Origin of the sequence: Bacillus cereus group sp. BfR-BA-01331 (assembly GCF_022663915.1) — a bacterium.
Taxonomy (GTDB): Bacteria; Bacillota; Bacilli; order Bacillales; family Bacillaceae_G; genus Bacillus_A; species Bacillus_A mycoides.
The window spans coordinates 277581-304537 of sequence record NZ_JAKUGJ010000004.1; the positions used below are offsets into that span (position 1 = coordinate 277581).

Consider the following 26957-nt stretch of genomic DNA (forward strand, 5'->3'; position numbering starts at 1 on the left):
ACTGGTAAAAAATTTAGCTGATTTTTAAAGAATAGAGGTTAAAATAATGAGTTTCTCCAAACTAGAGGATTTATATTATATTTGTAAATTAGTCTTTGACGTACATAAAACACCTGTCTATTTTCTTAATAACAATGGAGATTTAGTATTTGAAATCTCGTCCAATATTCAGCATAACCCTATGTATTCTTCAAAAGAGGCGATACTTAATGAAATATTTAAAGAACAGCCTCCCTTTACTTTTCCGTCATTAGAAGAGACAGCCTTTCTTGAAAATTTTTTCGCAATTAATCTGCGTTTGAACGACCAAATTAGTGGGAACATCATTGTTGGACCCGTCCTTTATTCCAGGCTATCAGAAACATCAATTAAAGGTATCGTTAATGATCTTCAACTAAAAATAGACAAAGAAGAAATGATTCGATATTATCGTTCTCTACCCGTATTAAATAATTTGAGTTTTTTAAATATAAGTTTAGTGCTTTATTACATGCTGTATCAGAAACAATTGAACATAGCAGATGTTCTGCAAAAAAACATGCTTGTAAAAAAGGTGGAATTTAAAATTGAACAGCCTGAAATACATATATCGGAGCAACGACAAAGTACATTAACTCATATCGATCCACTAGCTGAGAGGAAAATATTTGAGTGTATTAAGCAAGGGAAAAAGGATGATTTAATTAAAAATCTAAGGAGATTACCTGAATCAGGAGAGCTTGGGGTGTTATCAAAGACGAGTCACCTGCGAAGCCAAAAAAATTCTGCCATTGCAGCTATTACACTTGCAACTAGATCTGCGATAGAAGGAGGACTTTTCCCTGAAATCGCATATACTCTTAGCGATTTATTTATACAAAAACTCGAAGAAATACATAAAAATGAAGCCATTGCCCCTTTTTTGGAGAATGCTTTACTTGAGTTTGCAGAACGTGTCAAAAATGGTACAATGCAGCAACATTCCAAACCTATAAACGAATGCCAAAATTATATATTTGCTCATCTTTATGGTGATATTACACTAACTATCCTTGCAGAAATAGTCACATTAAACCCTAGTTATCTATCTTCCCTTTTCAAAAAAGAAGTTGGAATTTCTCTAAATGAATATATTCAGCGTGCCAAAGTAGATGAGTCAAAAAAGTTAATGACTTATACGAGACATTCTATATCCGAAATTTCTACATTATTAAATTTTCACGACCAAAGTCATTTTACAAAGATTTTTAAAAAACATACTGGTATTTCACCTAAACAATTTAAAAATGGATGCAGCTATTAATTCTCCTTCGTTCTACCAATAGATTTATTTTGTTGCTTTACATTATTAATACATATCCTTTATAAAGCGAAAAAACATTAATTTTTAGTACATAAATTGAAATAGACTAATCCCAAACATAATTTACATTCTTCATAACTTCTGATCATAATCCAAATTTGGAAGAATAGAGGCTTTTTTATATACAAATAATAAAGCGAAACTTTAATCAGTGGGAGTTTTGTCCATCCCCACTGATTATTAGCCTTCACCAATCGGGCATTTATGGGCAGTTAACTCCCACCAACTCCCTCGCATTCGCGAATTTTGAGGTGGAAGTCTTACTGCCTGTTAATGCGGGATAAGCCTCAAGGAGTTGTTGACATGCATTTCATATTAAATATGTTAGGGATTTTCGTTGTAATATTAATCGTTTTCCTATGTTCGCCTAATAAAAGAAAAATAAAATGGAGACCAATCGTTATTCTAATAATATTGGAGCTTTTTATTACGTGGTTTATGTTAGGCACGAAATTGGGCAGTATTATCATTAATAAAATTGCGTCATTTTTCAGTTGGCTACTATCATGTGCGAATGAAGGTATTCGATTTGCATTTCCTTCAGCTATGGAAAATCAAACAGTTGATTTCTTCTTTAGCGCCTTACTTCCTATCATTTTTGTTATCACTTTTTTTGATATTCTTTCGTATTTTGGAATCTTAACTTGGATTATTGATAAAGTTGGTGCAATCATTTCAAAGATTTCTCGTTTACCAAAGTTAGAAAGCTTCTTTTCCATTCAAATGATGTTTTTAGGAAATACGGAAGCACTTGCAGTTGTTCGTGATCAATTATCTGTGTTAAAAGAAAATCGTTTGTTGACTTTTGGAATTATGAGTATGAGTAGCGTCAGCGGATCCATTCTTGGTGCTTATCTATCAATGGTTCCAGCAACATATATTTTCAGCGCTATTCCTTTAAACTGTATTAACGCATTAATCTTGGCTAATGTTTTAAATCCTGTAGAAGTTACTAAAGAAGATGATGTTATTTATTCACCTTCAAAAAATGAAAAAAAAGATTTCTTTTCTACTATTTCAAACAGTATGTTAGTTGGGATGAATATGGTTATTGTTATTTTAGCGATGGTAATTGGGTATGTAGCTTTAACAGCATGTTTAAATGGTATTTTGAGCTTTTTTGTAACAGGTTTAACAATTCAAAAAATCTTCTCTATTATCTTTAGCCCCTTTGCTTTTTTACTCGGTTTATCAGGAAAAGATGCTATGTATGTAGCTGAATTAATGGGGATAAAAATAACAACGAATGAATTTGTTGCAATGATGGATTTAAAATCAAACCTAAAGTCTTTACAACCACATACAATTGCAGTTGCAACTACATTTCTAGCTTCTTTTGCAAACTTTAGTACAGTAGGTATGATTTATGGAACTTACAATTCATTATTTGGCGGGGAAAAATCATCAATAATCGGTAAAAATGTTTGGAAGCTTCTTGTTAGCGGAATGGCTGTTTCCTTATTAAGCGCTATGCTTGTGGGGCTTTTTGTATGGTAAATGAATAATTGTAATAAGATGAAGACACTTAAACTGAATTGGGTGTCTTCATCTTATTACTTGTTCTTTTATAATTCTTATCTCCGAATCTGTCCATTTCCACGAATCACATATTTTGTGGAAGTCAATGCAGGTAGCCCCATTGGTCCCCTTACATGTAGCTTTTGTGTACTGATGCCAATTTCTGCGCCGAATCCGAATTCAGATCCATCAGTAAAACGAGTTGATGCATTATGATACAGTGCAGCCGCATCAACAGATGTGAAAAACTTACTGACGTTTTCCTCGTTCTCTGTAATAATCGCTTCGGAATGCATGGATCCATACGTATTTATATGATGAATCGCTTCTTCCATAGTGGAAACCACTTTAACTGCCAGTGTGAGAGATAAAAACTCTGTTTCCCAGTCTTCTTCTGAAGCTAATGCAATAGAAGAATCAATTGCCAATGCTTTATTATCACCACGTAGCTCCACGCCTTTTTCCTTCAAGGAAGAAAATAGCTCGCTACCAAATTGTTGCGCCCAATTCTCATGAAGTATAATCGTTTCAATTGCATTACATACAGATGGACGCTGCGTTTTTGCGTTTATAATAATATTAAATGCCATTTGTTTATCCGCTGTTTCATCAATGAAAATATGACAATTTCCCGCACCTGTTTCAAGTACTGGAACAGACGCTTCTCTCACTACAGTATCTATTAACTGCTTGCCGCCTCTTGGGATAAGAACATCCAAGTACTCATTCAATGTAAACAACTGCTTTGCACTATGGCGCGTTGTATCTTCTATGAGCTGTACGCTTTCTGGAGGCAAGCTTGTTTGTTTAAGCGCTCGGTGAATAACGCTAACGATGGCTTTGTTAGAATGAATAGCAGAAGAACTACCACGCAGTATTACTGCGTTTCCTGTTTTCAAGCAAATTGTAGCAGCATCCACTGTCACATTCGGCCTTGCCTCGTAAATCATTCCGACAACACCAAGTGGTACGCGCATCTCCTGAATAGATAATCCATTTGGTCGTTCCCATGCACTAACACATTCTCCAACAGGATCACGTAAATCAATTAGTTGCTTAATACCTTCAGTCATATCAATGATACGCTGTTCATTCAGCATAAGGCGATCAAGAAGAGAATCAGAAAATCCTTTTGTCTTCCCTTCTTCAATATCCCGTTTGTTTTCCTCTAAAATATAAGCTGTTTCTACTATCATCTGATCAGCAATCGCAGCAAGTGCTTCGTTTTTTTGATTTGTAGATTTAAGTACAAGTTCTCTAGCAATTTCTTTCGCCTTTTTCCCCTTTGCCAACACTTCATTCATTTTTATTTCCTCCTTTTTAAGGTTAATCAGTTTTTATTTGAGAACCATTTAACACCAGTATCTAAATCTTTCCTGCCCATTAAAATTTGAGTGCTCTCTTTTCTTAAAATGAAACCCAGTGATCTCTATGGATGACTTCATAATTATGCCTTTCCCCTCTTGCTTGAATATCTTGGCTCTGCATACCTTTTAGATCCTTTAGTTCCTCTGCGCTATATGTGCATTGTCCTTTTCCTATTACGCGCCCTTGTTGCGTGATTACTTCCACGACTTCGCCCACTTGGAAAAATCCTGACACATTTGTAACACCAGCAGGAAGAAGACTCTTTCCATGTTGAATGATGGCAGTGGCTGCCCCCGCATCTACTTCAATTTGTCCGCTAACAAGCGAATGTAAGGCGATCCATTGCTTGTTTATCTTAATCACTTTTTGAGGAGCATTCCCGATATATGTTCCATCACCTTTGCCCTTCATAACATCTAAAAACTTCTCCTGTCCACATCCCGTTCCGATAAATACACTCACTCCAAGAGATAGTGCCGTCTTTGCAGCATCGATTTTTGATTTCATACCGCCAGTCCCAAGTTTTGAGCCCGCATCTCCTGCAAGAGAAGCAATTTCTTCCGTTACCTCAGGAAGGAAATGATATTTTTTCGCATCCGCATTTTTCTGAGGATTTTGGTCATATAAACCGTTCACATCTGTAAAAATCATGAGCATATCTGCCGAAACAAGTCCGCTTACTAAAGCTGACAGCATATCATTATCACCGAACGTCAGCTCTTCTAAAGAAATGGAATCATTTTCATTGATTATAGGAAGAGCAGAACGGTTTAGTAGCTCTCCTAAAGTAGCGTAAGCGTTACTGTATTGTTCTTTTCTAGAAAAATCACTTCTCGTTAGTAAAAGTTGTGCAGTAACGATACCATATTTACGGAATTCCTCCGTGTATGCCCGCATTAATAAACTTTGCCCGACAGCGGCAGCAGCCTGTTTCCCTTTAATTGTCACAGGTCTGCTAGGATACCCTAGAGCAGAAAAACCTGCAGCGACTGCCCCGGATGTAATTAGTAAAACTTCATGCCCTTCCTCTTTCAATCGTGCCAATGCAGTAACGTGATCTGAAAGTTGTTCTTTACAGATGCCTCCATGACTTGCTGCCAAGGAACTGCTCCCAATCTTTACAACAATTCGTTGTTTTTTCACTTTTTTATCCCCCAAGTCTAAAATCAAAGTTTTTTATAAATTTCACTTCTATTCATACAGCTTACAGCGGCTTCTATTCTTATCAGTGCTGCACCTAGCCTATTAAAGAGCAAAATAAAAATGACCACTTCGCCCTTAATAAAATAAAAAGGACGAAACGGTCATTGTTCCGCGGTACCACCTTAATTGATATACATAGATATCCACTTGGCGCCTATAACGCAGGCGAACGCCTAAACTTTCATTTAAGACTCAGGGATAGGTTCGATACATTCTATACGAGGAATCTTTCAGCCGGTGAATTCCACTCTCTTTCGCAAGAAGACATATGTACTATTTCCCTTCAACGATTTTCGGTTTAATTTTTTATATTATGCGATATAATTTGATTTGGTGTCAAGAAGTATTTTTAAAAATAAATAGAGCGGCAAGTTACTTGTATGAAACTATTACCCTACTGAATGAAAATACAAATCGATATAAGTTTACCTCATATTCATCAACATAAAACCTAAAATTAAAGTGTATATATTTACATAATGTCGAATATAATTGATTTTCAACTTTTGGTGTTGCAAAAAGGAATATATTCTCTTAGAATGATTCTTTATATTGTATGGAGATGTTATTGTTATTTTAAGATAACAATTTCAAAATGATATAATTTATTATAAAAGGAGCAAGATTGAGTTATTATGGATAAACAAATTGGATTCATCGGTTGCGGAAATATGGGAGTGGCTATGATTGGTGGGATGCTAAACAAAAAGATAGTGTCTGCAAATAATATTCTTTGTTCGGATTTAAACACTACGAATTTAAAAAATGCTAGTGAAAAATATGGGCTAACTACAACTACTGACAACAATGAAGTAGCTAAAAATGCTGATATTTTAATTTTATCAATTAAACCAGACCTATACGCATCAATCATTAACGAAATAAAAGAAATAATCAAAAACGATGTTATCGTCGTAACGATCGCTGCCGGGAAAAGCATTAAAAGTACTGAAGAAGCTTTTGCTAAAAAATTAAAGGTTGTAAGAGTAATGCCTAACACCCCTGCTCTTGTTGGAGAAGGAATGTCTGCGTTATGCCCTAATGAAATGGTGACAGAAAAAGATTTAGAAGATGTGCTAAACATTTTCAATAGCTTTGGTCAAACAGAGATTGTAAGCGAAAAATTAATGGACGTTGTAACATCTGTAAGTGGTTCTTCGCCAGCATACGTATATATGATTATAGAAGCGATGGCAGATGCTGCCGTACTAGATGGTATGCCAAGAAATCAAGCATATAAATTCGCAGCTCAAGCTGTATTCGGCTCTGCAAAAATGGTACTAGAAACAGGAATACATCCAGGTGCATTGAAAGATATGGTTTGTTCTCCTGGCGGAACAACGATAGAAGCTGTAGCAACATTAGAGGAAAAAGGCTTACGAACAGCAATCATTTCAGCTATGCAGCGTTGTACGCAAAAGTCTGTTGAACTATCTAGGCAAACTAAAAAGTAATAAATAAGTGTAAAGAAACCCACTTTAAATACATTCACATATCTTTAAACAGTTTTAGACTATATGTACATTACATTTACATACTCCTCCTTTTTCACCAGTAACTGAACGGACAAATTCAAGGATAATTGAGTTTGTCCGTTTTGTATTTTGTTATCTTAAAATAATTTTACTGTTCTTATTATCATTTATTTTATAGCGTAATACCCTTTTATCATTAAGGTAACATCATTTTTATATGTATTTGCTGCAGATTGTATTAAGTTTTAAATCATACGTTTCTTGTAAGACATGATGCACACCAGATGAAATATACTCAGAGACTAAGCATAATATCTATTGAAAAAAGTAATATCAATCGCCTCAAATTGTTAACATAATATTTTTATCGTCCTCTAATATTAATACCTACTATTCCTAATCCACCTCCATTACAATTTAAATCATTTAAGTTTTCTCCATATCGTGCATCTACTAGTTAAACAAAAACTCCCCTTAAATCGAAAATGATTAAGGGGAGTCAGTCATATTTGATGAAGTTATAGTTCTGGTTTTACTGGAATAGAAACATTGTTTTTCACTAATTTTTTGGCGTCTTTAAAGCTAACAAAATTGTTGTTTTGCTCATCCCAAAGACGGAAACGGAGTGACCGCAAACTTGTAGCAAGAGTAATCGTTGGTACATTCTTTAAAGGAAGCGTATTATTGTGTGCCTCTTCTAGTTTATAGTTAGGTACTCTTGGACTTAAATGGTGAACATGATGAAATCCAATATTACCAGTTAAAAATTGCAAGATTTTAGGTAGTTTATAAAAAGAACTTCCTTCCACTGCCGCTTTCACATATTCCCACTCTTTATCTTCTTCAAAATAAGAATCCTCGAATGTGTGCTGTACGTAAAACAGCCAAATACCTATTGAACCTGCTATTAAGAATATGGAACCATGTACTAAAAGAAACGATTGCCATCCGATTGCCCAGCAAAGTAACCCTACTAAAGCAACAATTAAAACATTCGTCAAATAGGTGTTCATGCGTTCCTTCTTTCTAGCACCTTTTCTGTTAAATCTATTTTTAAGTAGAAAAACATAAATCGGACCTAACACAAACATAACGAATGGGTTGCGATATAAACGATATGCTAAACGGAGTCTAAATGGCGCTGCTAAATATTCATTCACTGTAAGCGTCCAAATATCTCCTGTACCTCGCTTATCCAAATTACCACTTGTAGCGTGATGAACGGAATGCTCATGCCCCCATTGATCAAACGGGAATAAAGTTAAAACACCCATACATGTCCCTACTATTCTATTTACACGACGGCTTTTAAAGAAAGAATGATGGGTACAATCATGAAAAATAATGAAAACCCGTGTCATAAATCCAGCGGCTAACACAGCTGGAACTAATGCTAACCAATAAGAAACGGACAAACTTTTATAAGCAAGGTACCATAAGATAATAAATGGCACTACCGTATTGATGATTTGCCAAACACTTTTTTTTGCCGTTGATTTTTCAAAAGGAGCAACTTGTTTTTTTAAATTTTTAGTATTTTGTAAGGTCATTTTTTCTAATTCCTTTCCTTTATGTTGCTAATTCGTATTATAACACATTATTAGTAGCAGGTGTTATACGCAGGTATAATAAATATTTTATACTATGAAAATCTCTTTTTTCTTACTCATTCCTTACAAATTGCTTACGTCCAGAATAGCTTCTATTATAGGATAGAAGGAGCATTTGTGCCGGAAATTTCGAAGTTTTTCCCAATAAATATATTAATTAAAAAGAAACACAGAATTTTTCCACTTCTGTACTGCCCCGTTTCCACAATCAGAAGTGAACTGTCCCATAAGTCGGTGTCACCGACTTTGATATGCTCCTCTTAGTCTCGTAATGTTCACTTGTTGCAATTGATTTTACCGGAACTGGATCTATTTCATGAAACTAATCAAATTACATTTCAAATAAAAAACTAGTCTATTTTGAAAACTTCCCTCACTTTTATTTAACTGTTATTCTATATAAAATATAAAAATTCAACGTCCGTTTATTTAATTTTAAATCTATGATATATTCAAAATATTAATCACACAAAGTTAATAAAATGAAAACAAGGGAAATTTATGAAAAAATATATTTTATATTCATACTAAAATCACATAGTTTTTAGTATAGAAAGGAGATTCAAAATTTGAATAAGAATTTAACCAAAATTACATTAATAAGCGGTCTCGCTCTTATACTTTATCATTTTTTCAAATGGTATTTAGTTGAATTCCTTACCCCATTTGTTATGCCATTTCTTTCAATAATAGTTCATGGATTGTTTTTCTTGATATTAATTTTCACAATCATACATCTTATCAAATACAAAAATTGGAAACCGTTAATTATTCAATTAATCATAATAATTACTTGGATATGTATACCATTTAATGAGATTTATATAAATTTAGATTTTATTATCTATAAAGAAGACCGTGAAACAGTTATAGCACGTATAGAACATAAAGAGTTAACTCCTAATGTTCATTATGATAGTAGACAAATTCATTTACCTAAACAGTTTGCATCCACTTCCAAAAACGGTGGGGATGTAATTATTCAACAAAATAAAAATGGTATTTCTGTTTTCTTTTTTACTTATCGTGGTATATTAGATAATTTTTCAGGATTTATTTATACACCCAATGATACTAAACCAAACAAATACGACTTTAATAATGAATATAAAGAAATCACAAAAATAGAAAAAAACTGGTATTATGTCACATCATATTAAAGAACACAAAAATTTTCTTTTAATTATATTAAAAACATACCGTATTTATAGAAAGGGAATACTTGTATACTATATACTGATCTGTACTGCATTCCCTAATTAGGCCCGAAACGGATTCTTGTCGTATTAGCTCATTCAAGGTGATGCAATTTTTTTACAAGCGATACATCTTTTTTATCATATACGTCGCTTTAACACCACTCAATATAGAGGTTGCTGTTTCAAATGACTCGAACCTTAACATAGGAGTAGCATCACACATCCATCAACTTAAGAATTTTCTCGTTTTGGATTATTTGTTTTTCTCAGCTTGATTGTGACAGGGCACTGCCAACAAAAAGCGATTTTCGTACGCTAAGCGATCTTTTATATAAAAAAGCCGATTTCTTGTAATCTAAAGGATAATCGGCTTTTTACTGTTCATTTATTTGTAGTAGTTGAAGAAATTCTAAAGGTATAATCATATTAATTATTATCTATAAAGTGAAACTTTAATCAGAGGGGGTTTTTCAATCCCCACTGATTATTAGCCTTCACCAATCGGGCTTTTACGGGCAGCCCGACTCCCACAAATAGCGGGATAAGAACGACTTAATCGTTACTTTTAACATAACATCATTTACAGAAAGAAGGAATGATTATCTTCATTAAAATACAAAATTGGTTTAACAATAAAAACAAGATTATAATAAATAAAAGTTTATTGTTAAACGATAAATTTCATGTTAGATTAAATAGATAATATTCAAATGAGGTGCTTTATATGAAACAAGGATCAACACTCTTTTTAAAGACAGCTATTATTCTGATTGGAATCCCTGTTCTTGCTTTATGTATATTTTTAGTTCCTAACATAGGGAAATATGCAGCGGAATTGTTCCCGGATATTGCATTTATAAAATATCTTGTTTTAATCAATCTATATGCAACCGTGATACCTTTTTATTTTGCTCTATATCAAGCCTTTAAACTTGTAAGCTTCATTGACAAGGGTAACGCTTTCTCGAAATTATCTGTTAGGGCTTTAAAAAAGATAAAAAACTGCGCAGTAACAATCAGTATTTTATATGTGGTAGGTATGCCACTCTTCTATCTTGTAGCAGAGAGAGATGATGCACCAGGCATTATTATACTTGGCATGCTCCTAATCTTTGCTTCAATGGTTATCGCAGTCTTTGCTGCGGTTCTCCAAAGACTTTTAAAAGATGCGATAGATATAAAATCAGAAAATGATTTAACGGTCTGAGGTGAATAACATGGCAATAATAATTAATATTGATGTAATGTTAGCTAAAAGAAAAATGAGTGTAACAGAGCTTTCGGAGAAGGTTGGAATTACAATGGCTAACCTTTCTATATTAAAAAATGGAAAAGCAAAAGCAATTAGAATTACAACTTTAGATGCTATTTGTAAAGCATTAGAATGCCAACCTGGGGATATTTTAGAATATCAACCAGAAGACATCGAATAAAAAGAGTCCTTCATACGAGAAGGACTCTTTTTATTGCATATTACGGCGCAAAACTAATTTGACCAGTAAACAATAATATAATCGTGATAATCCAAAATATAAATAATGATAAGGACAGTATTATTGAAATAATAGCAATCCCCTTCTTCTCTGTTTGTTTCGTCATCGTAATGCTAGAAAGTATGATACCTGCAACTGTGAGGGCAACTGTAATATAATCTCCCACTACATTACCCACATTGGCTATCCTTGTCGGTGTAATAAAAACGAAAAGAAAACATAAAATGCCGATGAGTAAAGATATATAACTTATCATACTGTACTTCTTTTTAGGAACTATTTCAGTTTTCATACTAACCTACCCCTTCTCTATAGCTATGAATTTATATTAGCATGAATAACCATATTTTAGTTAAAACAAAAAAACAGATAAAGTGGACACAACCACCTTATCTGCCATTACATTTCTACCTAATTACTAACCCAGCTATTTCTTCTTTATCGTTATAAGTTACGATAAAGGTACGTTGTTCTTTACTATACTTTGCTACAAGAATAACAGTATATAAACCATCTTTTTCTTCAATCGATTTTTTCTCAATTTTTTCGAATGTACCAGCTTTTTCAATTATAGGAGTAAGTTCTTTCATTTGCTCTTCTGATAAGGCTGATTTCATTTTACTATCAAATTTTTCATGTACTTCTTTATACTTTGCTTCATTTAATAATGATACAATTTCTTCCGCCTTCGGAATAAAGTTTTTTGATGTACTTTCATCTACTTTATTACCGGTACATGCTGCAAGCGCGAACGCCGCGATAGCACTTATAATAATAAGTAACATTCTTCTCATTTTCATACACCCTTTCTTTTTAAAATAAAACTATAACTAAAAACGAGTAAAGCACAAATTGCTATTGAAACTTCTGACATAATGATCCCGTTTTTCCCTGGTACATATAGAGATATAATGCCAGCTAATGCATTTGCGGTCCCATGGATGAGAATTGCATATACAACATAACGGAATTTCTTTTGGACGACAGCTTGTAATACAATGAAGGAAAGTCCAATATGCAATATCATCGCGAAGATGCGCTCAATACCGCCGAAATAGTAACTGTCACCATTTTGAATGACTGTTTGTGACAATAATAGAGATATTACCGGGATACCAACTATCAACACCGCCTCAATACCACCATGCCCTGCTCCAAATAAAAAACCAGACTTCCAATCTCGTTGTTTCATAAAATAACGCATTGCGATAAAACGGGCTACCTCTTCAAAAATACCAGCTGATAAACTAAGCAAAAGTACAAATAATACAGGCTGCATTACTGAAAACATTTGAAAATCTGTGCTAGTTCCATTTACATAATTCAGTATTGGTATGCGGATCAATATTTGCGATACAACAAAAGCCAATACACCTAACATATACGGGATATAGCGTTTCTTCCAAACAGCATAGAAAAGTGCTACAAGCGGTAAACCAAAGCTAATCATTGTTGTAAAAATAAGACCATTCATCTCGCTTCACCTCTTACTTAAAGTGTATATAAACGAGTGAAGGAAGTATGTAGTTCTTTCCTATTCGGTTTCATTTTCATCATAGATGGTCATTTCATCTCTTTTAATATGAGTGTTTGCGTGAAATAAGGACTTACATAAGTTGTTTCTAACGTCGCGTTATTTGTTTTATTCATAATCCGTTTTAATGAAAATAGCCCGTATCCTCTCGATCCTGCTTTACTTGAATGGTTTTTCTCATAAATTTTTTGCAAATCAATCGCTTCACTCTTTGAACTATTACGTACGATAAAATATTGTTGTGAATCCATTTCAAAAAATGCGATTTGCAATATCTTTTCCTCACTATGTACTGCCTCTTCAATTGCATTGTCTACTAAAACTGAAATGATGCGAATAAATGAAATGATCGTCATCGAAACACTTTCAATTTTCTCCGGTATATCAAGCATTACTTTTATTTGTTGTTGCTGGGCAGTACCAACTTTCGCTCTCAATACACTTCTCACTTCAGGTATATTTATACGAGATAATTTCGCAATATCGAGCTCATGATCGTTTATTAATTTTAAAGTTGGAGTAATAACGCCATAATACACTTGCGCGATTTCATTCACATTTTTTGTACGTATTCCCGCCTCTAACGCAAGTAACACATTAATATAATCGTGGCGGAAACTAGCCAATTCATCATGCATCGATTCTAATTTCTCAACATAATCGAGCAATTCTTTATCTAAACGTTTTTCATGCTCCTCCACTAACTTCTCTTTCGCCAAATGTGAACTTAGTAATACAATAAGTAGTAATATAAAAAACAATACAATTGCTGATATGTAACTTAATTCACCATATTGTTGATTTAACTTTGCTAAAAAATCAGTGGATGGTCTAGTCAAAATTAGTTCAATAATAAACCCGACAATTAACAAAATATAAGTAATATAATATAGTGGACTTCCTACTATGTACTGAGCAATGCTTTGAATTCGTTTACGAGCTAATACAATACCTATAAAAGTAAGGGTTGATACGATAAGGTGAATAATGCTACCTGTCCATGAATATAAATTGAATGGCGTTAACATAAAGATTTTCATTCCTAAATCGAAAAGCAACATTTTCACTAACGTTATAATCACCATACTCACTAGTGCAAAATATAAATTATGCTTAAATTTCAATTCATTTTGCATTAATCCTAAACTTATTAGAAATAACACAATGGTACTATTCAACTCTGGATATCTCGTTACTGTTACAACAATCGCGAGTAAAATAATGAATACCGCACTTAAAGTTATTAACATTCTAACTGACAATCTATTGTACCGAATTAATTGAATGTATAAAAACGTATGGCTCATACTAGTAAGCAGTATTGCAAATAAATCATAAATATACATTACATCTCACCCTTTAACATGTTACGTACTTTACTCACTAAACGCCGTGATACTGGAATACGTTTCCCACTTTTTAAAACTAACATTTTTTGCTTCGCATCGTAAGAAGACATTTGCTTCGTATTCACGACATATGATTGATGACAACGAAATAACCGTTCATCTACTATTTCAATCTCTTTTAATGTTCCATAAAAATAAACGATACGATCTAACATCACTAAAGCTAAACGATGTGGTTCATCGGTCATAATATATTCGACTGTATGAAATGGCACTCGCACAGTAGCATTACTATTTTCAACAATAAAATCATCCGTAGTTATAGCAGCCTTATTACGTGCCTCATATTGAAGCAAACATTGTTCAAAAACTTGATAGCGTTCTTCATAAGGTAAACCTTTATCAATAAATGTTAGCGCTGATACCATATATTGATACGAGATTGGTGCGAATTCAGAATGCGTTGTTACAAACACAATAATCCCTTGTGTATCATATTTACGAATCTCTTGTGCTACTTGCAACCCTTTACGTTCTTCTCTTTTAATCTCAATATCTAAAAAATATATCGGTACATGAGTCGCCCTTGGAATGTTTTTAATAATAGTTTCACTTTTACTAGTTACTTCGATAAAATCGTACGGCAACATATATTTCTCACAAATCTCTTCAACTAACCGCTTCATTTGCTGCGCTTGTATGACATCATCTTCTAAAATGAAAATACTCATATTATCACTCGCTTTATAGAAATCTTTTACTTACATAAAAAATAACAAAAACACAATCTCCCATCTACAAATTCATCTATGGCTATATAATTCAAATTGTTATAACAATCTCCTTCTATATAATTGAAAGAATTAATCCGCTTTAGCTTTTTATAAAACATAGAAAATAACCTCTACTTTTCGAGAAAACAGTAGAGGGTTATTCAAACTATTTATAAAGAAAGCTCCTTATCTCTATCAATAACTACCTTAAAAAACTCAGAGTAATGCGATAAAGAATAATCCGCTACATCACACTTCCCCTGAAACATACACGTGGAAATGCCTAATTCCTTTGCAGGTAATAAATCTAACTCTCTATCTCCAATTGCTAAATCAATATTGTGCATTTTATGTAAATGATCATAAGCTAAAGAGTTTGGTTTTCGGGGGAAACCATCGTCAATTGTAACCATATCGACGAAGTATTTGTCCCAGCCGTAATATTTTAAGATTTCCATAACTCCTGCCCTATGTTTATGTGTCATAATCACGTTTTTATGTGCAAATTTCAAAATCTCTTCGACATCTTCAAATGGTTTCATATCTTTTGGAGTAAACTTTTTCTTCAAAACCTTAATCTTTTCTTCCTGCGCACTTGAAATGTTGTAATACTGAATTGCGTGGGAATATGATATTTTTAAGTTTTTGTATATTTCTTGTTTATCTACTGCATCACCTAATATTTCAGAAAGCATCATTGTATATGCTGGATACGTATTAAATAACGTCCCATCAAAATCCCATAATATATTCATTTTATACACCTTCTATTTTGTACTTACTTACATTTTTATATATTTTGTATTACTAAATCCGCCCTATCCCTCGGCGATTCCGCTTCCCAATAATACTCCTCAGCTTTCCAATACCTACTTTGAAATTTTGAAAGATTCTTCTGCGTTTCTGGACTTTCACGTAGAAACCTTGTCTCTCTCGAACAATCCAAATACACCATATAATGAAAGAAATCTCTCCATTCTTTTCGCTGAAGAAAAACTCCTTCTATAATTATTACACCTACTAAAGGAAGCTGTATTTCTTTCATTTCACATGAATCTGTTTCATCATGATAAAAAGGTAATTCTAATTCAATGTCGCTTTGTAACTTTTGAAAAAGGTTTCGCAGCAACCAATCAATATCCCATTGAAGGTTGTAGTACTCATACCACTCTTCAAATCCTGTATTATATCGCTTGTTACGCTCGGTAATATGATCGTCAATATGAAAAATATGAAACGAGATTCCACTTCGTTTCATATTTTCTTCTAATTTTTTAACCAATGTTGTTTTACCCGAACGACTTAGTCCGTCTATACCTATTATAAATCGCTTATCTTTATGTTCCTTAATAACCTTCATTATTTCATTTGTGCTCATTACTTACTCCAATCTTCTTTTAATAATGAATAAACGACCGTGTCATGAGCAACATCATTTTGAATCATATATTTTCGAAGTAATCCTTCTTCTTGAAATCCGACTTTTGTTAATAAATTACGGGAAGCTTCATTTTCTATATATACGACAGCTGCAATTCTTATAAATTGCAACGTTTCAAATCCGTAAGCTAACATTGCTTGCAGTGCTTCGGTTGCGTATCCTTGCCCCCAATGTGTATCATCTAGCTCATAACCAATTTCAGCTCGTTTATGATGATTGTTAATTAAATGAAACCCACACGTACCAATTAATTGATCCGTTCCTTTCTTCTCTATTCCCCAGCGAAATACGCTTCCCTCTTCATTACGCTTTCTAAACGTTTGAATTGTCGTTTTCGCTTGCTCAATATTTTCGAAAGCATCCATCCCAAAATAACGAATAACGGATTCTTTTGAAAAATAATGGAACATCGTTTCTGCATCTAACAGTGTAAGTTCTCTTAATAGTAAACGTTCTGTCTCTAATTTTGGAAACCCCATCCTCTTTTTCTCCTTCTATTCTAATGAACTACAAATTTCAATATAATTACCGTCTGGATCGGCAATGTAAGCAATTGTTTGTCCCCACGGTTTTACGATTGGCTCAACTAGAACTTTAACCCCTTGTTCTTTTAATTTCTCAATCGTTCCCTTTACATCTTCTACAACAAACCCTAACTCAAAATGAGAAGATTGTAGTACACCTTCTGTAAGAGGTAGTCCCGTTAACTCCTTAACATCCTCTCGTGTATTCATCGCTAAAACTGTTGCTCCTGTTTCAAATTCAATATATGTACCGTGCTCTGCTCTTATTGGCAATCTTAAAATTTCTTTATAAAACTGAAGACATTGCTCAAACTTTTCTACATATAAAATAATGTATTTCATTTTTAAGTTCATAATTATTCCCCCTTAACCTTCACCTCTAAAAATTCGACAAATGTTTTTAAAAACCTTGTACCTTATTGAGATGAGCACAAAAAAATGAGGCCGATTTCTCGGCCCCCCAGCTTATTGGCATAAAACAGGAGATTTGGTTTGGACATAACCAGTTCTTACATTTATTATATTTTATTTTTTCTGAATTTTAAATATAATAAACACCTATTTATATTGAGAAAGTTTTTTTACTTGCATAAAATCATACCGCTTAAGAAATGCTACAAATGGAGGTGTATACATATGGAACCAATGCTATGTCCAAGCTGTAAAACGAACCGAACGCGCTTTAATATTCTTGAGCAACAAGTAAAACCAGTAAAATTAAATCCACAAACTGGTCATGTAGAAGAAGAATACACGAATGAAACGATGAACGCTTTTCATATGGCTTATCAAGGACCTACTTACCGCGTCCAATGTGCTGTATGCGGGCTTGTTGAAAACCCAGAGCAATTTATTAAACCGGCTCAAAATCAGTCTTTCTCTTAAACATTTCCCTACCCCCTATCAATTTTCTATAGGGGGTTTTTCCATTTTACATAAGCAAGGTGGACAATTGCTGTTTAATCAAAGGTTCCTAATTCATCTACATGTCTACTATTCATACACCGTCATATATTTTTCTTTTCCACACAAATATAGCGGCCCAATAGAATCAAAGAACAGCTAAGCCTTGCGACCCAAAGTAAGGAAAATTTGATGAAGCAACAACCTGCAACCTTACTAGACTACCATCACTTTGAATATTAAATACTGACACTGTACCCTGATTTCCATTAAGGGTGTAAAAATATCGTCCATCTTTACTCACTCCAACATCCATCGGAAGACCCGGTGCCGTCCCCGGCGGTGTACTAGTAATATGCCTTACTACTGACACTACTCCATTGGGGGCGATTTGGTAGGTGGAGATGGTGCCACTTAAAGTGTTCGTAGTGTAGGCAAAACGTTCATCCTTCGTTGTTATAACCCAACAGGCAGTTTTATATCCGTTTTGTACAGAGCCGCTGATTACATGAAGAGTACCGTCATTGCTCAATGAATAAGATGACAACGCATTTGAAACTGCTTCTGTAACTAAGAGAATTCCGGACGATAGAAAGTAAGCACCCAATGGGCCTTTACCGTAAGAATCATTAACAATTGGTCCTGTAACCGTACCATCTTTATTTACATGGAAGACACTGAGATGGTTTGATGTAAGCTCGGAGACAACAATTTTACTACCATCCGGGGTGAAGAGAACTTGTGCGGGCTGAGCATTAAAGGTACTGAGAGCATGAGTGGATCCTGGAATAAGTGTAAGGTTTCCCTTATCATCTATGTGAAATCCAGTAATATTTGATGCAAAATTGTTTGCAGCATTACCTACATTGGAGACATAGAGAAGATTACCATACACACCAATGCTATTGGGCTGAGCACCTCCTGATGACTTTACATCCACGAAAGTCGGCACCCCGTTATCTGCTATGATAAAACTACTGATACTATGGCTGCCTGCGTTAACTGCAAATAGGAAACGACCATCACGGGACAAAGTCAGAGAACCTTGTGATGCTAGAGGATCTATACCATCGTTTGCCGTTTCTGTAGAAACTTCCTTTATACCAGTACCTCTTCCGTAAGTTCGGTAAGAACCCACAAAGGTGAGCATTCCATTCGTATCCATATGAAAAGCAACAATGTGATTCATTACTTCATTATTAGTCATCATGTATACCATACTCGCACGAGCACGAAAATAATTGTTCATTCTCTGCATTTTATGACTCTCCTCCCTTCATAATTTTATATGGTTCTTTTTCTATTTAAATTCCCATGAAAATGGAAATTGATTTAGAAATATCTCTTACTCATCTCGTAGTTTCTTTAAGTGAAAACCTTATTCACTTCCATATTATATTTTCAACTCCACACTCTTTTAGTAATATTTACATAAGAGAGGTGAAATAAATGATATTTAATAACAGATTAATGCTTCCATCCTCATTACTACTATTAGTTTGCCACATGATCATACTCTACTTTTGGATCTTCGACTGGAAGAAAATAACGACTCCCTATGGACTATTTATATGGATAGGATCAACTATTTGTGGCTTTTTACTTTATTATCATTTTAAAAACCAAAAATCTAATAAAAAAATATTAATCGGTAGCTCATTATTATTAATAGCTTCCTCATCATTTATGATTTTGTTAGGTGTTGTTACAGGTGTTATCTTTATTATCGTTAGCTCTATGCCTTAATTACATAGTTTTTATTATATAAAAAAGAATGAACAAAAAGAATTTTTTATATAACAAAAGAAGATGATTCCCATAAATCAATACGAAATCATCTTCTTAAAAATTTCACGATTTGTTACAATATTTCCTTTTTTAACTTTTTAATTTTCCAAAATAAATTAATAAATATATATAAATATATACAAACAAAAAATCCTATCATACCTTTATATAATCCAGATTCTGATACTCCAAAAAAACATAAGTACAGCGCTGGAATTAACATTGCAAACATAATTGCAATGAACTGTAACAACTCAGTAAGCTTTTGTATCTTCGTTTCCTTGTCTGAATATATATCAGGCAATTCATTTACCTCTTCTACTTCCTTACAAAAATAATTCCATCCTGTAAAACTCGTTACGCGTTTCCAACCAGACATTTCGTATATTTCGAAATACTCTTGTTGTTTTTCTTTTGAATCTCTATAAACCAATCTAAAATCTGCTTTATAAATTACATCTTTCGGCTCAGTTTTCTTAAACGTATACATTACATTATACTTTTGTAGCGCCCAGCCTTGTTGATGCATTTTTCTTAAAAAGGCTTCCTCTTTTTCTAAACTCCATCCTGCGTAAAATTTAAATACCCTTTTTGTCTCCATCTTCCATTCACTCCCCTAATATACTGTTTCCATTCCTTACAGATCTCTGCAGTCTGTTATACTCTAGCTCTAACACTTCTCTCCCAAACGGTGTTAACTCATAGCACTTCTTTCTGTCTGTAGAGGCAACTTCAACAATCAATTTCTCTTTTAATAACTTCGTCGTATTCCCATATAAAGTACCAGGACCGAGTTTTACTTCCCCATTTGTCATCTCTTCTACCATTTGCATAATTCCATAACCATGCATTGGCTTTACAAGTGACAACAATATGTAATATGTCGCCTCAGTTAATGGAATGTATTTTTGCGCTTTCGCATTCATTATAACTACCTCCGATACATCGCTTCATGATATATCGACTTACGATATATCGTATAACGATATTGTATAATCATATTCCAAAATATGCAAGTGTAATATTAAAATTAAATATCTATTTCTTCGGATTAAAAAATCATACCAATTTTCTGAATAATTTGTTAAAATATAGAAATATCCACTTTTATTTTGAAAGGAATGATACATATGATAAATAAATTAAAAGAAAACATAGGATCTGTTTTTGTCGGTAAGGAAAATGTAATTGATTTACTCCTCGTTTCACTGCTTGCTGATGGACATGTACTGCTTGAAGACGTACCTGGTACTGGAAAAACATTACTAGCAAAAACAATTTCTAAAAGCATTGGTGGTAATTTTTCTCGCGTTCAATTTACCCCTGATGTACTTCCGAGTGATGTAACAGGTATTGAATATTTCAATCCAAAAACTAGTGAATTCGAATTAAGACTTGGACCAGTTATGACAAATATACTACTCGCAGATGAAATTAACCGCGCGATGCCGAGAACACAATCTAGTTTGTTAGAAGCGATGGAAGAACGACAAGTAACGCTTGAAAAGCAGTCTACTCCTCTTCCGAAACCATTCTTTGTTATTGCGACGCAAAACCCGATTGAATCACAAGGAACTTTCCCTCTTCCAGATGCACAACTTGATCGCTTTTTAATGACGATTTCAATTGGTTATCCGTCTCCTGAAGATGAATTAAAAATGATGCGCCGTTTTCGTAACAATGCACCGTTAGAAAGCGTCACATCTGTCATTTCTTTAGAAGACATTTTAGAAGCACAGAAACAAGTGAAAGAAATTTTCGTATCAGAACCGTTAGAACATTACATTATTAAGCTTGCTCACGCTACAAGAAATCATGATTACATTGCTAACGGTGTAAGCCCGCGTGCTACATTAGCTTTAGTACGTGCGGTTCAAGCACTAGCCTTTTTACGCGGCAGAGAATACTGCACACCTGAAGATATACAATTTTTAGTTCCTTCCGTTTGGAATCACCGTATCGTCTTATCGATGGAAGGTGCCTTACGCACGACAAAAAATGAAATCACGCAAAGGATTTTAAAAGAAGTTGACGTACCTGTGGAGATTGAACAAGCATGAATGGACAGCGCGTTGTAACTGTACCTTTATTTTTCCAACTCCATATTATTCAATTAACTGTGCCAGGCGCTATACTATTTACGTTTTTTCTGCCGCAACGAATTATTATGTTTCTCTTTTTCTTCTACTATTTATTTGCGATTTTCATTTATAAATATGTCGCTTACATAGAGAAACGATTTCAAGTTATAAATGAAAAACAAACAACTCGGCTTTTCCCTGATGAATCTGGACAGTTTTTTATTCATTTAAAAAATGGTGCAAATATACCACTCGTTAACGGCGTTTGTTATTTTCATTTAAATTCATCTCTTATACCGCATAAAGATCAAGGGATTGAACAAATATCAAAAACGTTATTTTCTTTCCCATTTTCACAACCTGCTCATTCAGCGCAAAAATGGGATTTAACATTAACCGCAACGAAGCGTGGTGTGTTTCAAATTGAACAGTTCGAATGTGTTTTAAAAGATCCTTTTCATCTTTTAACTGTACATTTACCTGTTTTCGATAAGTTAAAGGCTGAAATTATTGTGTACCCTTCTCCTAAAGAGGTAGCCGGTTTACAAGAACTTCAGCAACTATTAACAGGTTCGTATCGAACGAATTTCTCTTTTTACAATGATGAAACATCCATTATCGGTGTTAAACGATATGAACGTGAATCTTTCCGCTCTATTCATTGGAAAGCATCTGCTAAAATGCAGGCGTTACAAGCGAAACAATATGAACCTGTAAAAAATTATAGTTGGACAATTTGTCTTTCTTTAGCTGCTGATCGTGGGTTTGGTTGGAAAGAGAATGTAGAAGACCTTATTTCTTTTACAACATACATTTGCCAATACGCAACGAAGCATCAAATTCCGTTTGAGTTATTTATTAGCGTTTTAGCAGAAGGCGGCCCTTTGCTTTTACCATTAAACGAAGGACAAACACATTACGCCAAAGCGTTAGAAGAATTAGCACGTATTTCAGATGATAGTACGCTACTTCCGAAACAAGGATTTCTTCACTATGTAACGAGAAAAAGGGAACGCTCATCTACAATGATATACATTGGTTTGCAGAAAAAGGAGCTCCCTCTTCTATCTCAGCCTACGTTCCTCATTAATAATGAAGGGATGGTGGAAAAGCTTGAAAACTTGGCTCTATCACGTTAATGACTTTATTCTGCTCCTCCTTCTTTCATTATTAGCGGAAAGAGATGAACTCATTGGTATTGCTATATTTTTAGTGACCGGTTATGTAGGAGTATTTCTTATTCATAAATTTATGAAGAAAAAAACGACAGGTTTTGTACTACTGTTAGTTATTCAAATAATCGGCTGTTCTTTATTTCTACCTTTCTCTATTTTAGGCACAATATTATTACCACTGTTTTTCTTTATCGTACACTCTGTTGGACCGGGATATCCAGTACAAAAATCGTTAGGCGGTATTGTATGGTTTGTCGTTTCAGCTATATTTTATGCCCCCTTTCCACCATTGTGGAAATTGTTACTATTAACTTTACACATTATGATTACCTTTTGGTTAACAGGTTCCAATCGTAATCAACAGCTATTACGTTTCACTTCTATTATTACGATTGGAATAATTAGCGCTTTACTTATTCCGGTATTTCCTTATATTCGGCTTCTTTTTTCTTATATCATACAAGTAGTTGCCTTAGGATTTGGTTATGCTTTAAATCCATTGTTCTCGGCAGCTGCATTAAAAGATACAGACGACTTTTGGTCGAATAAAGGAAATTTAAAAGATCCTCAAATTAAAGAGGACCTGGGGCATCGTCCTTTTGATCCAACTCTCATAAATAGCATTACAATAATAGTCTGTACAGCCATCGCTATTTACGTCGTTTGGAAAATAGTAAAAAAACGAAAACATTTGAGTTTACCAAATATGCCTGTCTTTGAATCTACAATCATTACTGATAAAGAAGGCATTAGCCAAAAACGGTTCAAACGAAATAAACCACCACATAACGAAATTCGAAAAGAAATTTTCAAACTCGAGAGTAAGCTATCTCCTCCTTTAAACCGAGAACGAGGAGAAACTGTTGAAGCTTGGCTAGAGAGAATTAATGATGAAGAAGAGGTAAATATTCAGAGTCATATTATTATAGACGCGTATAATGCAGTGCGTTATTCAAATGGTGAAAACACTGTACTTCTGCATGAATTTAAGGAAGAGGTTCATAAGCTTTATGCTTATCAGAAGAGTTTGAAGAAGAAGAGAAAATGATGTATACAAAAAGACTCCTATTAAACTAGGAGTCTTTTTGTGTAAAAGTCCACGTTGCTTTTCACAAATTATGCTTTTTTTCCTGCTTCAATTTCTAAAGATTCTTCATGCCACCAAAGTGTTTCTTCAGGATCCTCTTTAGCAATTTGATGTGCTTCTTTTTTCGATTCTACAGTAGGATAAGAACCTTTTAGTGCACGTCCTGATGTTGTGACAAACAGTACACTAAACACAATTAATCCAATTACACTTACACCAGTTAAATAAAATGCTGGTGCCAGTGGATTACCAGTAGCATGAACTAAGTATGAACATACAAGCGGCGTTGTACCACCGAATATAGATACAGAAATATTAAAGGAGATAGAAAGCGCACGATAACGTACATCGGTGAAAAAGAGTGCTGGTAATAACGAAGGTAATGTTCCTTCATATACACTAAGGAAGAAACCTAAAATGAAAATACCCGCAAACATGGCTACAATATGTCCGTTACCAATTAATAAAAATGCTGGAATTGAACATAATGCTAAACCAAGTAAGCCAATTTGTACTACGCGTTTATTACCTACTTTATCACTTAGTTTACCGAAATAAAGTGCCAGTGGAATCATAAGTGCCATCGTAATTGAAATAATTAATAAGCCCGTTGTTTCTTTGACTTTTAGTACTTGTGTTAAATAAGAAGGAATATACGAAAGGATCATATAGTTTGTAATGTTAAAGAAGGCAACAATTACTGTGCTTAATAAGAAGTCTTTTTTGTGATATTTTAATATATCCATAAATGAAAATTGTTCGTTGTCTTCAGATTCCTCTTGTGCTTTTTCCATCTCTTGAAAGATTGGAGATTCATCTAAATGACGTCGTAAATATAAACCGACCAAACCAATTGGTGCAGCAATTAAGAAAGGAATACGCCATCCCCAGCTGAGCATTTGCTCATCTGTTAATAATAACGTTAAAATGGTAACAATTACCGAGGCAGCAATGTAACCTGAGAGTGTTCCAATTTCAAGACCACTACCGAGTATACCACGCTTTTTATCTGGAGAAGATTCTGCGATATAAACCATTGCACCTGAATATTCGCCGCCTGTAGAGAAGCCTTGAATCATTCGAGCAATTAAAAGTAGTATTGGTGCCCATACACCAATTTGTTCATAGGTTGGTAGTAATGCGATGAATAATGTAGAAAGTGCCATTAAAATAATAGTTGTACTTAAAACAATCTTTCGGCCATACTTATCTCCTATTCTACCAAAGAAAATACCTCCGATTGGTCGAACGAGAAAGGCCGCTGCAAATGTACCAAATGTAAGTACAAGTTGCAAACCACTATTATCCACACCTGAGAAGAATAATTGACTTAATATTACCGCTAAATACGCGTATAATCCAAAGTCAAACCACTCCATTGCATTCCCAATGCCAGTAGCAATAACTGCTTTTTTCGCTTGTTTAGAATTGACAATATTAACGTCTTGAGGTTCAAAATTTAAATCATTATTTTGTTGCATATAGTAAAACAGCTCCTTATTTAATTTAACTTCTTTAAGCACACCTTCTCTTACTAGAATAAATTCAATACGAAGCACTTAAGGAAAAGCAACGTCTCCTTATCTGTTATTATTGTTTCACATAATTAATTATTTGTCCAATTAGATGCTTTCTAGGTTAAGTAATTTACTATTTTAAAAAGCTGAAGAAGGCGCTATACGAGTACCTTTTTCAGCTTTTTATTTTAATACGTAAATTTATTTTTTTTACCCCTATTTTCTTCCTATTTGAATTAAAAATAAGGTGCTTTTTTATAAAGTTTTTTAAACACTCGCTATAGCTGATAAGCTATGAATACAGGAGATACACTCATAAATAAATGCATCAATTTCTTCTTTAGTAATTATATATGGAGGAAGTAAACGGATGATGTTACCTTGTGTAACATCGACTAAGATCCCTTTCTCCATTAATTCTAACTGTAGTTTCTTTACGTTTTCATTTGTATCATTCAAACTAATTCCAAACATCATCCCAGCATGACGTACTTCCTGAATATAATAAGAATTTTCTTTCTGAATTTCTTGCAATTTATCATTTAGATAGTGTGACATTTCATACGCTTCTTGCATTAAACCATCGTCAATCAATGTATTTAAAACCGTTAACCCTAAAGCCGTTCCCATTGAAGAATGAGCAAACGTTGTGCCGTGATCTCCTGGTGCAAATACATCACATAACTTTTCACCTACAATAATTCCGCCAAGCGGTATCCCGCCTCCTGCTCCCTTACCAATTTGAATAATATCCGGTGTAATATTGAAATTTTGATAAGCAAATAGTTTACCAGTTCTCCCCATACCACTTTGAACTTCATCAACGATAAGAATGACATTATATTTATCACATAAGTTTTGAACACCATGTAAATATTCACCCGATAAAGGGTATATCCCCCCGCTACCTAATACAGGCTCTAGCATAATCGCAATCGGATTTTCTTTAACAATTGTTTCTTCTAATTGCTCTATATTCTCGCGCTCTACTTCATATACAGGAATCGATGTTTTAGGGAAATTTTGATATACACTTTCTTGTCTCGTAAAATGAAGTGCCCCTAACGTACGCCCGTGGAAGCTATTCTTCAGCACTACGATTCCTTCACGTTCCTCATGCGTATTCGCTCTATATTTATCAATTAATTTCAACGTTGTTTCTGTTGCTTCCGTACCAGAGTTTGTAAAAAAGACTTTTCCATTTTTTAAAGAGCAATCAACTAATTTCTTTGCATACTCAATCGCAACTGGGTTTAAAAAATGAAATGGGAGATGCAGAGATTTCGTAACTTGTTCCATTGTCGTTTGCACGATTTTCGGGTGATTATACCCTAATACGTTCACTCCGACACCAGAAAATAAATCTACATACTCTTTACCATCCACATCATAAAGCTTGCACCCTTCTCCTCTTTCTATCGCAACCTTCGTACGACAATACGTAGGCATCATATATTCTTTATCTAATTGAAACCAATCCGACATTTTAAATTCCTCCTAGTTATTTTCCCTGTTTATTTATGTTCATTCTCTATAAAGTCATATATAAATTCATTTTTAAGATTGTAATTTTAATA

At 34.0% G+C, this 26957-nt stretch carries 28 protein-coding genes and 1 other annotated feature; of the genes, 11 read left to right on the top strand and 17 right to left on the bottom strand.

Annotated features, from left to right (window positions below):
• The first annotated feature begins 46 nt into the window (after window positions 1-46).
• Together MR155_RS10255 and MR155_RS10260 are read left to right on the top strand one after the other, a co-directional pair.
• Entirely contained in the window at window positions 47-1282 is a 1236-nt protein-coding gene (locus tag MR155_RS10255; RefSeq protein ID WP_242309557.1) for a helix-turn-helix domain-containing protein, read from the top strand.
• Between the two features lie 363 nt (window positions 1283-1645).
• Window positions 1646-2839, top strand: a complete 1194-nt coding sequence (locus MR155_RS10260) for a NupC/NupG family nucleoside CNT transporter (protein WP_078203511.1) — start codon at window positions 1646-1648, stop codon at window positions 2837-2839.
• Window positions 2840-2916: 77 nt separating this feature from the next.
• Here MR155_RS10260 and MR155_RS10265 read toward each other — a convergent pair whose 3' ends face one another.
• Complete coding sequence (locus tag MR155_RS10265) at window positions 2917-4164, bottom strand: glutamate-5-semialdehyde dehydrogenase (protein ID WP_242309559.1); 1248 nt, start codon at window positions 4162-4164, stop codon at window positions 2917-2919.
• 103 nt (window positions 4165-4267) lie between these two features.
• Window positions 4268-5371: a glutamate 5-kinase gene (gene proB, locus MR155_RS10270; protein ID WP_242309561.1), complete on the bottom strand. Its 1104-nt coding sequence runs from the start codon at window positions 5369-5371 to the stop codon at window positions 4268-4270.
• Window positions 5372-5516: 145 nt separating this feature from the next.
• Window positions 5517-5727: a binding site (T-box leader), on the bottom strand.
• Between the two features lie 339 nt (window positions 5728-6066).
• Here proB and proC point away from each other — a divergent pair.
• Window positions 6067-6885, top strand: coding sequence for a pyrroline-5-carboxylate reductase (proC, locus tag MR155_RS10275; protein WP_242309563.1), 819 nt, complete (start codon window positions 6067-6069; stop codon window positions 6883-6885).
• 539 nt (window positions 6886-7424) lie between these two features.
• Here the strand turns inward: proC and desA are convergent.
• Window positions 7425-8456: a Delta(5) desaturase DesA gene (gene desA, locus MR155_RS10280; RefSeq protein WP_242309565.1), complete on the bottom strand. Its 1032-nt coding sequence runs from the start codon at window positions 8454-8456 to the stop codon at window positions 7425-7427.
• A 629-nt stretch (window positions 8457-9085) separates the two neighbouring features.
• On the opposite strand from desA, the gene MR155_RS10285 reads away from it, so the two are divergent.
• The 3 genes from MR155_RS10285 (at window position 9086) to MR155_RS10295 (ending at window position 11148) form a co-directional block, all read left to right on the top strand.
• Window positions 9086-9676, top strand: coding sequence for a hypothetical protein (locus MR155_RS10285; protein WP_242309567.1), 591 nt, complete (start codon window positions 9086-9088; stop codon window positions 9674-9676).
• A gap of 763 nt (window positions 9677-10439) precedes the next feature.
• Window positions 10440-10922, top strand: a complete 483-nt coding sequence (locus tag MR155_RS10290; protein ID WP_002032872.1) for a DUF2975 domain-containing protein — start codon at window positions 10440-10442, stop codon at window positions 10920-10922.
• A 10-nt stretch (window positions 10923-10932) separates the two neighbouring features.
• The gene (locus tag MR155_RS10295; protein WP_076538460.1) at window positions 10933-11148 is read left to right on the top strand and encodes a helix-turn-helix domain-containing protein; all 216 of its coding nucleotides are present in this window, start codon (window positions 10933-10935) and stop codon (window positions 11146-11148) included.
• A 40-nt stretch (window positions 11149-11188) separates the two neighbouring features.
• Here the strand turns inward: MR155_RS10295 and MR155_RS10300 are convergent, their stop codons facing one another.
• The 9 genes from MR155_RS10300 to MR155_RS10340 all read right to left on the bottom strand — a co-directional run bounded on the left by MR155_RS10300 (window position 11189) and on the right by MR155_RS10340 (window position 17183).
• Window positions 11189-11500, bottom strand: a complete 312-nt coding sequence (locus MR155_RS10300; protein WP_242309569.1) for a hypothetical protein — start codon at window positions 11498-11500, stop codon at window positions 11189-11191.
• A gap of 115 nt (window positions 11501-11615) precedes the next feature.
• Window positions 11616-12002 carry a DUF3887 domain-containing protein gene (locus tag MR155_RS10305; RefSeq protein ID WP_088039640.1) on the bottom strand — a complete coding sequence of 129 codons (387 nt, stop codon included), beginning with the start codon at window positions 12000-12002 and terminating at the stop codon, window positions 11616-11618.
• Window positions 12003-12004: 2 nt separating this feature from the next.
• Window positions 12005-12682 (bottom strand): YhfC family glutamic-type intramembrane protease, encoded by a 678-nt coding sequence (locus MR155_RS10310; protein ID WP_242309571.1) that lies wholly within the window; start codon window positions 12680-12682, stop codon window positions 12005-12007.
• Window positions 12683-12771: 89 nt separating this feature from the next.
• The gene (locus MR155_RS10315) at window positions 12772-14088 is read right to left on the bottom strand and encodes a GHKL domain-containing protein (protein WP_242309573.1); all 1317 of its coding nucleotides are present in this window, start codon (window positions 14086-14088) and stop codon (window positions 12772-12774) included.
• The gene (locus MR155_RS10320) at window positions 14088-14822 is read right to left on the bottom strand and encodes a response regulator transcription factor (RefSeq protein ID WP_242309575.1); all 735 of its coding nucleotides are present in this window, start codon (window positions 14820-14822) and stop codon (window positions 14088-14090) included. The genes MR155_RS10315 and MR155_RS10320 overlap by 1 nt, the downstream gene beginning before the upstream one ends.
• Before the next feature lie 212 nt (window positions 14823-15034).
• Window positions 15035-15619, bottom strand: a complete 585-nt coding sequence (locus MR155_RS10325) for an HAD-IA family hydrolase (protein WP_088039644.1) — start codon at window positions 15617-15619, stop codon at window positions 15035-15037.
• Window positions 15620-15654: 35 nt separating this feature from the next.
• On the bottom strand, window positions 15655-16242 hold the full coding sequence (locus MR155_RS10330; protein WP_219302855.1) for a kinase: 588 nt from the start codon (window positions 16240-16242) through the stop codon (window positions 15655-15657).
• Window positions 16242-16784: a GNAT family N-acetyltransferase gene (locus MR155_RS10335; RefSeq protein WP_219302857.1), complete on the bottom strand. Its 543-nt coding sequence runs from the start codon at window positions 16782-16784 to the stop codon at window positions 16242-16244. The genes MR155_RS10330 and MR155_RS10335 overlap by 1 nt, the downstream gene beginning before the upstream one ends.
• Before the next feature lie 15 nt (window positions 16785-16799).
• A complete protein-coding gene (locus tag MR155_RS10340; RefSeq protein WP_113937591.1) occupies window positions 16800-17183 on the bottom strand; it encodes a VOC family protein in 384 nt (127 codons plus the stop codon).
• A 282-nt stretch (window positions 17184-17465) separates the two neighbouring features.
• Between MR155_RS10340 and MR155_RS10345 the strand changes: the two genes are divergently transcribed.
• A complete protein-coding gene (locus MR155_RS10345) occupies window positions 17466-17714 on the top strand; it encodes a hypothetical protein (protein ID WP_002013535.1) in 249 nt (82 codons plus the stop codon).
• A 166-nt stretch (window positions 17715-17880) separates the two neighbouring features.
• Here the strand turns inward: MR155_RS10345 and MR155_RS10350 are convergent, their stop codons facing one another.
• A complete protein-coding gene (locus MR155_RS10350) occupies window positions 17881-18990 on the bottom strand; it encodes a lactonase family protein (protein ID WP_242309577.1) in 1110 nt (369 codons plus the stop codon).
• Window positions 18991-19181: 191 nt separating this feature from the next.
• Between MR155_RS10350 and MR155_RS10355 the strand changes: the two genes are divergently transcribed.
• Entirely contained in the window at window positions 19182-19478 is a 297-nt protein-coding gene (locus MR155_RS10355; RefSeq protein WP_242309579.1) for a hypothetical protein, read from the top strand.
• 115 nt (window positions 19479-19593) lie between these two features.
• Here the strand turns inward: MR155_RS10355 and MR155_RS10360 are convergent, their stop codons facing one another.
• The gene (locus MR155_RS10360) at window positions 19594-20121 is read right to left on the bottom strand and encodes a DUF2812 domain-containing protein (protein ID WP_107886698.1); all 528 of its coding nucleotides are present in this window, start codon (window positions 20119-20121) and stop codon (window positions 19594-19596) included.
• Window positions 20122-20128: 7 nt separating this feature from the next.
• On the bottom strand, window positions 20129-20446 hold the full coding sequence (locus MR155_RS10365; RefSeq protein WP_000991891.1) for a PadR family transcriptional regulator: 318 nt from the start codon (window positions 20444-20446) through the stop codon (window positions 20129-20131).
• A gap of 204 nt (window positions 20447-20650) precedes the next feature.
• On the opposite strand from MR155_RS10365, the gene MR155_RS10370 reads away from it, so the two are divergent.
• The 3 genes from MR155_RS10370 to MR155_RS10380 are packed head-to-tail and all read left to right on the top strand — an operon-like array spanning window position 20651 to window position 23824.
• Window positions 20651-21580, top strand: a complete 930-nt coding sequence (locus tag MR155_RS10370; RefSeq protein ID WP_002127937.1) for an AAA family ATPase — start codon at window positions 20651-20653, stop codon at window positions 21578-21580.
• Complete coding sequence (locus MR155_RS10375) at window positions 21577-22740, top strand: DUF58 domain-containing protein (protein ID WP_219302864.1); 1164 nt, start codon at window positions 21577-21579, stop codon at window positions 22738-22740. The genes MR155_RS10370 and MR155_RS10375 overlap by 4 nt, the downstream gene beginning before the upstream one ends.
• The gene (locus tag MR155_RS10380; RefSeq protein WP_242309581.1) at window positions 22715-23824 is read left to right on the top strand and encodes a DUF4018 domain-containing protein; all 1110 of its coding nucleotides are present in this window, start codon (window positions 22715-22717) and stop codon (window positions 23822-23824) included. The genes MR155_RS10375 and MR155_RS10380 overlap by 26 nt, the downstream gene beginning before the upstream one ends.
• A gap of 68 nt (window positions 23825-23892) precedes the next feature.
• Here MR155_RS10380 and MR155_RS10385 read toward each other — a convergent pair whose 3' ends face one another.
• Window positions 23893-25344, bottom strand: coding sequence for an MFS transporter (locus MR155_RS10385; RefSeq protein WP_012261183.1), 1452 nt, complete (start codon window positions 25342-25344; stop codon window positions 23893-23895).
• Window positions 25345-25647: 303 nt separating this feature from the next.
• Window positions 25648-26865, bottom strand: coding sequence for an aspartate aminotransferase family protein (locus tag MR155_RS10390; protein ID WP_242309583.1), 1218 nt, complete (start codon window positions 26863-26865; stop codon window positions 25648-25650).
• Between the last annotated feature and the right edge of the window lie 92 nt (window positions 26866-26957).

Bases quoted from the DNA above. Each gene is read 5' to 3' on its own strand.
- MR155_RS10255 (WP_242309557.1), top strand. From the start codon at position 47: ATGAGTTTCTCCAAACTAGAGGATTTATATTATATTTGTAAATTAGTC.
- MR155_RS10260 (WP_078203511.1), top strand. From the start codon at position 1,646: ATGCATTTCATATTAAATATGTTAGGGATTTTCGTTGTAATATTAATC.
- MR155_RS10265 (WP_242309559.1), bottom strand. From the start codon at position 4,164: ATGAATGAAGTGTTGGCAAAGGGGAAAAAGGCGAAAGAAATTGCTAGA.
- proC (WP_242309563.1), top strand. From the start codon at position 6,067: ATGGATAAACAAATTGGATTCATCGGTTGCGGAAATATGGGAGTGGCT.
- desA (WP_242309565.1), bottom strand. From the start codon at position 8,456: ATGACCTTACAAAATACTAAAAATTTAAAAAAACAAGTTGCTCCTTTT.
- MR155_RS10290 (WP_002032872.1), top strand. From the start codon at position 10,440: ATGAAACAAGGATCAACACTCTTTTTAAAGACAGCTATTATTCTGATT.
- MR155_RS10295 (WP_076538460.1), top strand. From the start codon at position 10,933: ATGGCAATAATAATTAATATTGATGTAATGTTAGCTAAAAGAAAAATG.
- MR155_RS10300 (WP_242309569.1), bottom strand. From the start codon at position 11,500: ATGAAAACTGAAATAGTTCCTAAAAAGAAGTACAGTATGATAAGTTAT.
- MR155_RS10305 (WP_088039640.1), bottom strand. From the start codon at position 12,002: ATGAGAAGAATGTTACTTATTATTATAAGTGCTATCGCGGCGTTCGCG.
- MR155_RS10310 (WP_242309571.1), bottom strand. From the start codon at position 12,682: ATGAATGGTCTTATTTTTACAACAATGATTAGCTTTGGTTTACCGCTT.
- MR155_RS10315 (WP_242309573.1), bottom strand. From the start codon at position 14,088: ATGTATATTTATGATTTATTTGCAATACTGCTTACTAGTATGAGCCAT.
- MR155_RS10320 (WP_242309575.1), bottom strand. From the start codon at position 14,822: ATGAGTATTTTCATTTTAGAAGATGATGTCATACAAGCGCAGCAAATG.
- MR155_RS10325 (WP_088039644.1), bottom strand. From the start codon at position 15,619: ATGAATATATTATGGGATTTTGATGGGACGTTATTTAATACGTATCCA.
- MR155_RS10330 (WP_219302855.1), bottom strand. From the start codon at position 16,242: ATGAGCACAAATGAAATAATGAAGGTTATTAAGGAACATAAAGATAAG.
- MR155_RS10335 (WP_219302857.1), bottom strand. From the start codon at position 16,784: ATGGGGTTTCCAAAATTAGAGACAGAACGTTTACTATTAAGAGAACTT.
- MR155_RS10340 (WP_113937591.1), bottom strand. From the start codon at position 17,183: ATGAACTTAAAAATGAAATACATTATTTTATATGTAGAAAAGTTTGAG.
- MR155_RS10345 (WP_002013535.1), top strand. From the start codon at position 17,466: ATGGAACCAATGCTATGTCCAAGCTGTAAAACGAACCGAACGCGCTTT.
- MR155_RS10350 (WP_242309577.1), bottom strand. From the start codon at position 18,990: ATGCAGAGAATGAACAATTATTTTCGTGCTCGTGCGAGTATGGTATAC.
- MR155_RS10355 (WP_242309579.1), top strand. From the start codon at position 19,182: ATGATATTTAATAACAGATTAATGCTTCCATCCTCATTACTACTATTA.
- MR155_RS10360 (WP_107886698.1), bottom strand. From the start codon at position 20,121: ATGGAGACAAAAAGGGTATTTAAATTTTACGCAGGATGGAGTTTAGAA.
- MR155_RS10365 (WP_000991891.1), bottom strand. From the start codon at position 20,446: ATGAATGCGAAAGCGCAAAAATACATTCCATTAACTGAGGCGACATAT.
- MR155_RS10370 (WP_002127937.1), top strand. From the start codon at position 20,651: ATGATAAATAAATTAAAAGAAAACATAGGATCTGTTTTTGTCGGTAAG.
- MR155_RS10375 (WP_219302864.1), top strand. From the start codon at position 21,577: ATGAATGGACAGCGCGTTGTAACTGTACCTTTATTTTTCCAACTCCAT.
- MR155_RS10385 (WP_012261183.1), bottom strand. From the start codon at position 25,344: ATGCAACAAAATAATGATTTAAATTTTGAACCTCAAGACGTTAATATT.
- MR155_RS10390 (WP_242309583.1), bottom strand. From the start codon at position 26,865: ATGTCGGATTGGTTTCAATTAGATAAAGAATATATGATGCCTACGTAT.